We start from the raw sequence: 7,709 nt of genomic DNA, 5'->3' as shown, positions 1-7,709 counted from the left end.
GCGACTGGACTTGGGCTGGGCCCCATACGTTGATCAGCGGCAGCGAGGTGTGGATGTCGGTGGTCGGATCATCAAGGACCGGCATCAGACTGCGTCCATCCATGTTGCTGGGCGGCGTGATGCCGGCCAAGGCAAGAATGGTCGGAGCAAAATCGATATTGCCGGTTAGCGAGTCGGTTCGCAGTTGTTTTCCACGGTTTGGGTGCCGAGGATCGTAAACGATCAACGGGACGCGGGACGCTTCTTCGTACGGCAGCACCTTGGAACCATAGCCATGCGAACCGCACAAAAACCCATTGTCCGAAGTGTAGAAAATCACGGTATTCTCACTGGCTCCATGTTCTTCCAACGCTTCACGGATCATTCCCACGGCCACGTCGATGGCGTAAATCTGTTGATGGTACTTTGCCATGACTTTGTCGTAATCGTCCGAGTAGTGCCAGGAATGAAACCGCTCGTATTGACGCCCTTGACGACTTTGCTTGGAAAAGTGCGTGCCATGTTCGCGACCGAAGTTGGCCGGTTTTTTGAATGTCATCCCTGCATAGACATCATTAAAACGAGGATCGGGTGTCGCGGGCATGTGAGGTGCTTTGAAGCTGATCGACAAGCAGAACGGCTGCTCCTTGGCAGCCGAATCACGAACAAAGTCGCGACCGAAGGCACCGTAGGACAATGTTGAGTGCGGATACTCGTCGGCGTACTTTGCCATCGACTTATTTTGTCGGGTGTTGTAACTCGTTTGGCCTGGACCTCCGCCCCACACATCAAAATCGTCGCTGGGAAGTCGCAAGTCTTTGCTCCCCGGTGCATCGACTACCTCGAATCCTAGCTTTCCTGCAAAACCGGTTCGGTAACCGTTTCCGCGAAGCAGCATTGGGTAACTCTGCTGCCACTTGTCTTGCGTCATCGGCCCGTGATCAAAATTGCAGCCGGTTTTGTATTCCAACATCCCGGTCATCACATTGGCACGACTGGCCATACAGATGGCGGTCGTATCATAGTGATTGTCAAACACCATCCCGTCGGCGGCCAATTGGTCTAGATTGGGCGTTTTCACATCCTCGTTACCATAGCAGCCCAGCGAGTAAAAACTCTGATCATCGGACATCAAAAAAATAATATTCGGTCGTTCACCGGCGAATGCCGTAGTGACGCACAGCAGCGAGAACAACGTGGCCCAAATTCGCGATGATTTCGAGAATCGTCGAAGGAGATCCATGGATTATTTTGGGGGGTTAGGAGGTGAACGTTCGACAAGAATAGAGGACGCCTAGCGCGGCCATCAGAGATTATCATCGAAGGGATCGCGTCCAGCCACACCTAAATTCGGCTCTTCTCGACAGTGGCCCAGGTGGCGAGATTCAAGGTATTAAACCAAATTCGCAAGTATTCTCGCGACCGATTGGTGTTTGACGAGTCGTTCATGACCGAATTAGCCGACCTTCCGGTCCACGACTTGAATCGTCTGACGGCCCGCGGCTCATCCGATTAACGCGAGTGCTGCATTTTGCGTCGAGTGTCATGCTTGTTTTTCAGCGACGATGGCTCCGTACTGCATCGCTCCGCTGCGATAAGCATTCAGAAGCGTGTCGAAACCGTCGATGAAATCGACTTGTTCTCGGTCAAGCACTTTGGCGATGTGGCGAACCCCGCTCCGCTGGACACGCTGTTTACAGATTTCCCACGTTCGTGCGACGCGGTCGGTCCAGTCTTCGTTATAAGTGACTCGCAATCCGCCATCGGTCATCCAGCGAGCGTAGTCTGCTCGCGTGGCCAACGACGGGCACACAAAACGCTGGCACACCTCTTCGCATTGTCGGCGATGATCCCCGTGGTTGTGTCTTCCCCTTCGAACCAAACACAGATCGCGATCCGGCCGCCCGGTCGCAACCATCCGGCCGCTCGTTGAAAAAACTGTGATTTGTCAAACAGATGTTCGGTACATTCGACGCTCCACACGACATCGAAGCTGGCAGGATCAAAGCTGACTTGCTCGGCATCATCGGCGATGAACCGAGTCCGTTTGCCCACGCGTTTCAGCTTTGATGAAACCATAGCCCAACGTCGTTGTACGGGACTGAGTGTGACGCCGGTCACGTCACAACTACGAAGCTTGGCCAACCGGATCGACGAACCGCCCATTCCACAACCAATATCGACGACCTTGTCGCCGCTGCGAATGCGAGCTCTATCAGCAAGCGTGTCCGTCAATTGACACTGTGCAACGTAGGGCGTTTCGTCACCATGCCAAAGCCCATGATGAATGTGAGGCCCCCACAGCAACCGATAGAAAAGCGTACCAAGTTGATAGTGACTGCGAATGGAGTCCTTGCGGACGCCTTCGATAGCGATCATGGTTTCCGCCCTCAACTAGGAATGAAGCAAACGCTCGAACCCTATCCATCGTGACGTGTGCGGGTGCCGCTGCAAAGCATTTAAATCTCGATTTCCAGCGAGAAAACTTGTCTGTCTCCCCCAGCGTCGCCGCCGGGATTCACTTGGCTCCGCTTGCGTCACGCTGTACAAGTTCTTGTTGCGGGATGAAGGCTGGATAGTCTGTGTAGCCTTCGGCGTCGAAAGTGTAGAACGTTTCTTGATTCGGTTCAGCCAGCGGCCAACCGTTGGCAAAACGATTGACTAAATCGGGGTTGCTTATAAACGGGCGTGCAAACGCAACCAAATCGGCTTCGCCATTTCCGATTGCCTGTTCCGCTGATTCTTGGTCGAAACCGTTGTTGGCGATGATCGTACCGCTGTAGACATTGCGGAATTCGGACAACCTCATCGGTTCGCCCATTTCGTGAAAGCCTCCGAAATCGGCGCCGATGACGAGATGCAAATAGGCCAGATCGTATGAATCCAGGGCCTCGGCAACATACAAAAACTGCTCACGAAAATCTTCGGATCCCATGTCGTTGAACTTGCCATTGGGGCTGAGACGTACACCAATGCGATTCGAAGGAAACACGGTTAAGGTCGCTTCAATTACTTCTTTAAGAAATTGGAACCGCTTTTTGATGCTACCGCCATATGCGTCATCACGTTTGTTTGTTCGCGATTGCAAGAACTCGTCGACTAAGTAGCCGTTTGCACCATGAATTTCGATACCGTCAAAACCAACCCCCTTGGCTCGCTCGGCAGCTTGATGATATTCATGAACCACGCCGGGAACTTCATGCGTTTCTAAAGCCCGAGGCGTCTGACGAGGTACCTCTTTGCCGTCGGACTTTGGCGTCGGGGTGCCGGACCCTTGATGCCGGACGGCCGAAGGGGCAATCGGCAACTTGCCATCAAGAAAATCGCTGTGCGATGTGCGACCGGTATGCCACAACTGCATAAAAACTGGTGTTTCATGGCGATGGACCGCATGAACCACCGGTCGCCACGCCTCTGCCATTTCGTCGGTGTAGATCCCCGGAGCGTGTAGCCATCCCACTCCCATTCGCGAAGGAAACGTGCCCTCGGTGATGACCAAACCCGCACCGGCACGCTGCTCGTAATACGTCGCCATCAGCTCGTTGGCGGTCATCTCCTGTCCCGCACGTCCACGCGTCATCGGCGCCATCACGACACGACTGCTCAGCTGCAAATCACCGAGCCGGTAAGTGGAAAGAAGCTTGTTTTCGGTGGACATCGGTTTCTACTTTGGGGGGAGACGATTGATTCGAGTTCCTAACGTCAAACGATTAAGTACTTTTCAAGCAAGGCAAGGGGCAATGCTCGTCAAATCGACCCAACGCACAGCGAGTCTGAACCGCTGATGCCATCAACCCCACTCCACCGCAGGGCGGATGCAAATACCGCGCCGCATCAATTTTGGTGGACTTTCCGAGCCTGCACGCGGCCGTGGGAATCCAGGTCGGTCAATAAGATGCCGTAGTGATACGGCAGCCAACCGGCGGCAAAGAAGTGGACGCCACATGGGCGTCCCATGAAAAAGAACAGCATTAAGCTGCGAATCCGATACGGTAGTCGCGGGCTTAAGGAATCGTCAATGGAATGTCGTTGACTTTCCCTTCAAACACTTTGGCGGTTAAATTCGCGACCGTTCCTGGACCGCCCGTCAAGGACGAATCCGCCGTCGCTGACGTCTCTTCGGTCTCTTCGGTCTCTTCGGTCTCTTCGGTCGCTTCGGTCGCTTCGGTCGCTTCGGTCGCTTCGGACTGCGTGGCGCTGGCCCCGTCGCCACCTTTCACACGTCCCCCGATCACGTGGACGGCGTGTTTGCCAGGCACGGCTCCTGGATCGCCGGTGGAGTAACGGAGAGTGAATCGACCCGTTTCGTCTGTGGTTCCGTACGAGGCCGCGCCGGGCTGCTCGGGATAGAACTCGACTGTCGCGCCAATATAAGGCTGGTTGTTTTTGGTCAGCGTTCCTGTGACGACCGCTAGATCGGGTTTATCATTTGGCCGACAGCCCACACTCATTGACGCAGTCAATAGCACTAAAACAGCTGCGACCCGCGAGACGTTCGCATGGATCTCAATCATTTGTATCATCTTCATACTAAAATCAAAGTGTTACTGAAATAAAAGCGAAGTAGTGGTTTGGCGAGTGAATCCCCCATCACTGTTGGGATAAAACTAACGCCGGCTCAAAACCAACTCTGGCTCCCAAAGCAAAGACGGCCACGAATGGCCGTCGTACAAGATAGCAAGTTCAGCTTCGATCGCCCCGACGAGAACTAAATTTCTTCGATCGTTTCGCCATCACGTCGGTTAACCAGTTTCGAGAGAGTCTCGAAATTGAGGTTTTCCGTCACAAACTGGACCGAACCATCCATGCGAAGGAATTGGGCTCCACCGGGGTGAGTCGAATTGAAGATCGAGTGATTTCCAGGCCACCCTCCGTTCTGACCAGTTCCCCAAGGATTATTCGAAGCGGTAGCGGCTCCGATTCTACTCTTCGTTCAACCAGGCATTGTCCCCTCAAGGACAACCGACGGGCGGACGAGATTAAAACGGTTCGTCAATGACCTCTTTACCCGCGCGGGTTCCTAGCATTCCCCACAAACCAAACGGGCTTGGGGACCCAGGAGTGGTTGCGAATACGGGGTCAGCCGAGGTGCCACCCTGTCGCACCGTGGCGTGACTGCTTTGACCTGCTTCGATCGAATCAGTCACGAACTTGACCGCACCGTCGCCCATCAACACGTGCACTCCGCCTTGATGGCGACTGCTTGTCGAATACACACCTTCGCCCCAATACGCGCCGTTTGAAGAGCCACCACTCGCGTTCACCCAATTCGACGCACAAATCTCACTGTTGGGTGGAAGGATCGTATGAAACCCAGTATTCATCGCGTTTCCGAAGCTCCACGCATAGCCTCGTCGACGCTCGGCTCCACCGGTGAATGCAAAACCGCTGCCAAGCGATTGCAACCAAAATGCAGGCCGCTCAGGGTCTCGCTGTGATCCACAAACCCCAGGATTGGTGCGCAGAATATTCTCAGTGGTGCTTTTGATGAGCTCGGTCGATGCATCCCGGTCTCCGAGATCCGTTTTGATCTCGCCCATCACGACCGTGTTGGCAAGCCCATCTAAGATATCGCGGAACCGCATCGTTTTTCGAGGGACGAATGCGCCTCGACATGACTCGCGAGCCCGCTGGGCGCGGGTACTGTTTTTGAAACCCGATACGCTGGTATACCCTTCGTCGGTTTGCTGAATCGCGTCTCCGAGACAGAACGCATAATTTGTACGGCCTTGCGCAGGCAGACCGTCGCCGGGATCGCTTGGACAACGCAATGTCCCAATCGTGGTCAACCATGGCCGATACATGCTCTCGCCATGACCTTGTGTTCCTGTGCCAAGTCCTTTGCCGGGTAGGGGCCCATTGCTGAAAACAATAGCCCTTCTCCAGGATCCCCTGCGGGAATCAGATAGGGGTTGCTGATCTGTTCCCAAAGGGATTGCTGTTCAAAAAAGGAGTCAGCCCCACCAACGCACTTAACCAGAAACGATTGTTCCCCTTCGGGATCGTCGCAGTTCCCGGTCGCCGCGCGTCGGCGGCAAATCCAGACACCTGGGCCGAGCCTCCCATTTGCAACGGCAATTGATTGTAGGCGGAGTGATAGTTGTGAATCGCTAAACCAAGTTGCTTGAAGTTGTTACTACAGCTCATCCGCCGTGCCGCCTCGCGAGCAGCCTGGACCGCGGGTAACAGCAATCCCACCAACACTCCGATGATGGCGATCACAACTAGCAACTCAACAAGCGTGAAGCCCGCTCGGTGCAATGGTTTAATCATTTCAGATCCTCCGCCTACAAAAGAAAAAAGAAAGGTCAAAAGTAGCCGCCTCGCATCAAAAGCGCCGGCGAATGGAAATGTAGTGCCGAGTACACCCGAAGAGAGTCGAACGTTGACCGCGAACACAAGCTGCAGTCGCGTGACCGCGACGCGGAATGACACATGACAAATCTACGGGGCCGTTAAATCATGGAGGCCCCTCATCCTCAGGATTATCAATGTCGGGATGCTCCGACAGAAACTGCTGCAGTTCATCCACCTCAGGAGACGAATTCGAGTTATCCGGTCCTCCGCAGCCGATCAACACCACCAACCAAAGGACCGAACCGGTGATAAAAGCCCCACGTACTGTCGATAAACGCACTTCAATCACCTCGCTAAATAGGTCACACAGCACAAAGTCTATAGACTAAATCTAGGCAGCCAAAGGAGTGGAGTCAAGCTACAATCCACGATGTAAGGCGTAGATTTACGCATCGCACCTAACTGTGTGCTGCGAATTTGTTCAGTAGCGTCCATTCGCTGAGCGAATGCTTGAGCGACACAGCAAACCGGTTCCGGCGATTCCCGAGACAATGTGAAGCCACAACAACGCTGTTTTTCCCTAGGCACAGCGTTTTCCCTAGGCACAGCGTTTTCCCTAGGCACAGCGTTTTCCCTAGACACAGCGTTTTCCCTAGGCACAGCGGCGCCCGACATCGCGGGGTCAATCCAGCCGATGCGGGGCGTTGCCTTGCACAATCTGCCATCGGGCGTCGAGCGAGAGCTCCTCTAAGGCTTGCGTACTGCCATCGGGCCAGCTGATAGTGATACGGCATGGCGAACTTGACTTGCCAATCCCGAATCGCACGACGCGTTCGCTGCTGCACAAATAGCCATCGCCTGCGGTGACCCAGCCCACTCGATCGAAGCCTTGATCATGCAGGGTGACACGACTGCCGATGGCGTCGCGCGCCGATTTCACACCGACCAACTGCAATTCGATCCAGTGATTCGTTGTCTCGCTGTGATTGACCAAAACCGCAACGGCTTCGGTTTGATGCGTCACGCCCGTGTCGACGCGACCATCGCGATTGACATCCCATGTCCAAACGCCGCGTCCGAAATGACGTTGTCGCATGTAGTCGTCGGTTTGTTGCGATTGAATCGACGTGTACTGGAGCGCAGAATTGAGTTCGAAGAGTTGGACGGGCTGCGTCTGAAGCACCGGCTCGTTGGTGGTTTCGTCTGCCACGTAAGTGTCCACATTGCCGTTGCTAACGAACAATTCAGGCAAACCATTGTTGTCGTAGTCCGCTGCAACGGTACCAAACCCGACCATCGGCAACACGTTGGCGATCAAGCCTTTCTTCGCCGTGCTGTCCTTCCATGTCCCTGCGGACTGTTGCTCGTACAGCGTGTTGTATTCGCCGGAGAAATTGGTCACGTAAAAATCGGCTCGTTGATCGAGATTCAAA

The 7,709-nt window shown here is 54.4% G+C and carries 10 protein-coding genes and 1 pseudogene; 1 reads left to right on the top strand and 10 read right to left on the bottom strand.

Translation table 11 applies throughout. The features are described 5' to 3' along the window. Positions 1 to 1,222: sulfatase-like hydrolase/transferase (locus RMSM_RS16065; protein WP_052031661.1), on the bottom strand; the 1,222-nt coding region annotated here is incomplete at its 3' end. Between the two features lie 132 nt (positions 1,223 to 1,354). On the opposite strand from RMSM_RS16065, the gene RMSM_RS40995 reads away from it, so the two are divergent. Further along, a complete protein-coding gene (locus tag RMSM_RS40995) occupies positions 1,355 to 1,495 on the top strand; it encodes a hypothetical protein (protein ID WP_008698209.1) in 141 nt (46 codons plus the stop codon). Positions 1,496 to 1,522: 27 nt separating this feature from the next. Here the strand turns inward: RMSM_RS40995 and RMSM_RS16060 are convergent, their stop codons facing one another. The 9 genes and pseudogenes from RMSM_RS16060 to RMSM_RS16030 all read right to left on the bottom strand — a co-directional run. Further along, positions 1,523 to 1,780: a hypothetical protein gene (locus tag RMSM_RS16060; protein ID WP_144057692.1), complete on the bottom strand. Its 258-nt coding sequence runs from the start codon at positions 1,778 to 1,780 to the stop codon at positions 1,523 to 1,525. After that, entirely contained in the window at positions 1,747 to 2,358 is a 612-nt protein-coding gene (locus RMSM_RS16055; RefSeq protein WP_008698205.1) for an SAM-dependent methyltransferase, read from the bottom strand. Before RMSM_RS16055 ends, RMSM_RS16060 begins: the two co-directional genes overlap by 34 nt. Before the next feature lie 139 nt (positions 2,359 to 2,497). Continuing rightward, positions 2,498 to 3,637 carry an alkene reductase gene (locus RMSM_RS16050; RefSeq protein WP_008698203.1) on the bottom strand — a complete coding sequence of 380 codons (1,140 nt, stop codon included), beginning with the start codon at positions 3,635 to 3,637 and terminating at the stop codon, positions 2,498 to 2,500. Positions 3,638 to 3,813: 176 nt separating this feature from the next. Further along, positions 3,814 to 3,951, bottom strand: a complete 138-nt coding sequence (locus RMSM_RS42655) for a hypothetical protein (RefSeq protein ID WP_008698201.1) — start codon at positions 3,949 to 3,951, stop codon at positions 3,814 to 3,816. Positions 3,952 to 3,983: 32 nt separating this feature from the next. Then, positions 3,984 to 4,502: a hypothetical protein gene (locus tag RMSM_RS41785; protein WP_173405126.1), complete on the bottom strand. Its 519-nt coding sequence runs from the start codon at positions 4,500 to 4,502 to the stop codon at positions 3,984 to 3,986. 185 nt (positions 4,503 to 4,687) lie between these two features. Next, complete coding sequence (locus tag RMSM_RS43775; RefSeq protein WP_081614181.1) at positions 4,688 to 4,900, bottom strand: DUF1559 family PulG-like putative transporter; 213 nt, start codon at positions 4,898 to 4,900, stop codon at positions 4,688 to 4,690. Between the two features lie 58 nt (positions 4,901 to 4,958). Further along, a pseudogene (locus RMSM_RS39865) lies at positions 4,959 to 6,252 on the bottom strand (DUF1559 family PulG-like putative transporter). Between the two features lie 187 nt (positions 6,253 to 6,439). After that, entirely contained in the window at positions 6,440 to 6,616 is a 177-nt protein-coding gene (locus RMSM_RS40990) for a hypothetical protein (RefSeq protein WP_160168302.1), read from the bottom strand. A gap of 342 nt (positions 6,617 to 6,958) precedes the next feature. Continuing rightward, positions 6,959 to 7,709, bottom strand: a 751-nt coding sequence (locus RMSM_RS16030; RefSeq protein WP_040767367.1) for an ASPIC/UnbV domain-containing protein, incomplete at its 5' end; no start/stop codon positions are given.

This window comes from Rhodopirellula maiorica SM1 (assembly GCF_000346295.1).
Classification (GTDB): Bacteria; Planctomycetota; Planctomycetia; order Pirellulales; family Pirellulaceae; genus Novipirellula; species Novipirellula maiorica.
Note: the sequence above shows the minus strand (reverse complement) of the source record. Positions and strands in the feature narration are given on the sequence as shown.